The organism is Cryobacterium sp. MLB-32, from assembly GCF_000738085.1.
Taxonomy (GTDB): Bacteria; Actinomycetota; Actinomycetes; order Actinomycetales; family Microbacteriaceae; genus Cryobacterium.
Genome location: NZ_JPRS01000342.1, coordinates 1 through 1,838, shown reverse-complemented (window position 1 = coordinate 1,838; position 1,838 = coordinate 1). Strand labels below are relative to the sequence as shown.

Sequence of the window (1,838 nt, the reverse complement as noted above, 5' to 3'; positions counted from 1 at the left end):
GGCATGCTCAGATACATTTATCAGGTAGCGACAACTGAAACGGAGCGCGAAATGGCCGACCCGACACCAAACACCGGTGTTTTTGACCGACTGCTGAAGGACCGCATCATCTGGCTCGGCTCAGAGGTTCGGGATGAGAATGCCAACGAGATCTGTGCGAAGATCCTGCTGCTCGCAGCCGAAGACTCGAAGCGCGACATCTTCCTGTACATCAACTCACCCGGCGGGTCCATTACCGCCGGCATGGCGATCTACGACACGATGCAGTTCGTACCGAACGACATCGTCACCGTGGGAATCGGAATGGCGGCCTCGATGGGCCAGCTTCTCCTGACTTCCGGTACCAAGGGCAAGCGATACATCACGCCGAACGCGCGCGTACTTCTTCACCAGCCCTCCGGTGGATTCGGCGGCACCGCGGCCGACATCCAGACGCAGGCTCGTCTCATCCTGGACATGAAGCAGCGCCTTTCCGAGATCACCGCCTCGCAGACCGGAAAGACCGTCGAGCAGATCAACGCCGATGGTGACCGTGACAACTGGTTCAGCGCCCAGGAAGCCCTCGAGTACGGCTTCGTCGACCACCTGCGCGCCTCTGCGACCGACGTCACGGGTGGCGGCGGTACAGCCACCGCCGAGACCAAGTAGTCCGCCGAATCGAACAGGAAAGAAAATGATGACCATGCCCACATTCGGTGGATCAAACGCCTACAGCTCCATGGGTGCTTCGACCAAGAACATGCCTGAATCCCGCTACATCCTGCCGACGTTCGAAGAACGTACGGCCTACGGATACAAGCGCCAGGACCCGTACGCGAAGCTCTTCGAGGACCGGATCATCTTCCTCGGCGTGCAGGTTGACGACGCGTCGGCGGACGATGTCATGGCCCAGCTTCTCGTGCTCGAGAGCCAGGACCCCGACCGCGACATCACGATGTACATCAACTCGCCCGGTGGTTCCTTCACGGCCATGACCGCGATCTACGACACCATGCAGTACATCCGTCCGCACGTCATGACCGTGTGCCTCGGCCAGGCGGCATCGGCTGCTGCCGTTCTGCTCGCAGGAGGCACGGCCGGCAAGCGCCTCGCTCTTCCGAACGCGCGTATCCTGATCCACCAGCCCTCCGTGGGCGGTCAGGGTGGCGGCCAGGCGTCGGACATCGAGATCCAGGCGGCCGAGATCATGCGCATGCGTGTGTGGTTGGAAGAGACCCTCGCTCACCACTCGCACCGCAGTGTCGAGCAGGTCAATAAGGACATCGACCGCGACAAGATCCTCAACGCCCAGGAGGCTCTGGACTACGGCCTGATCGATCAGGTTCTGACCAGTCGCAAGAACCTTCCGATGCTGGTCAAATAGCGTCCGTTTCAGAGTTAGCGCCGACGGCGCGTCACCTTCGGGTGACGCGCCGTTTCGCTTTGTGTATCACCTGCGCGCAACTGTCGTGGGCACAGGCTAGGCTCAATTGCAGCGATACCGATGGAGGAGGCTGACTCATGGCCCGAATAGGCGAAAGCGCCGACCTGCTCAAGTGTTCATTCTGCGGAAAGAGCCAGAAGCAGGTACAGCAGCTCATAGCGGGCCCTGGCGTGTACATTTGCGACGAATGCGTCGAGCTCTGCAACGAGATCATCGAGGAACGCCTCGCTGAAGCTGGTGCCGAAGAAGGCACGAGCGAGTTCGACCTTCCCAAGCCCAAAGAGATCTTCGGTTTTCTCGAGGAGTACGTCATCGGTCAAGAACCGGCCAAACGCGCTCTCGCCGTGGCCGTGTACAACCACTACAAGCGCGTTCGTTCGCGTGCAACCCTCACCGCAGCGGATGCGATCCACGA

At 60.6% G+C, this 1,838-nt stretch carries 3 protein-coding genes; all 3 read left to right on the top strand.

Going from position 1 to position 1,838, the window contains the following annotated elements; genetic code table 11:
• Positions 1 to 51: 51 nt before the first annotated feature.
• Entirely contained in the window at positions 52 to 648 is a 597-nt protein-coding gene (locus JF66_RS18415) for an ATP-dependent Clp protease proteolytic subunit (RefSeq protein ID WP_035836258.1), read from the top strand.
• A gap of 28 nt (positions 649 to 676) precedes the next feature.
• Positions 677 to 1,363: an ATP-dependent Clp protease proteolytic subunit gene (locus JF66_RS18410; protein ID WP_035880290.1), complete on the top strand. Its 687-nt coding sequence runs from the start codon at positions 677 to 679 to the stop codon at positions 1,361 to 1,363.
• A gap of 137 nt (positions 1,364 to 1,500) precedes the next feature.
• Positions 1,501 to 1,838: ClpX C4-type zinc finger protein (locus JF66_RS18405; protein ID WP_035880289.1), on the top strand; the 338-nt coding region annotated here is incomplete at its 3' end.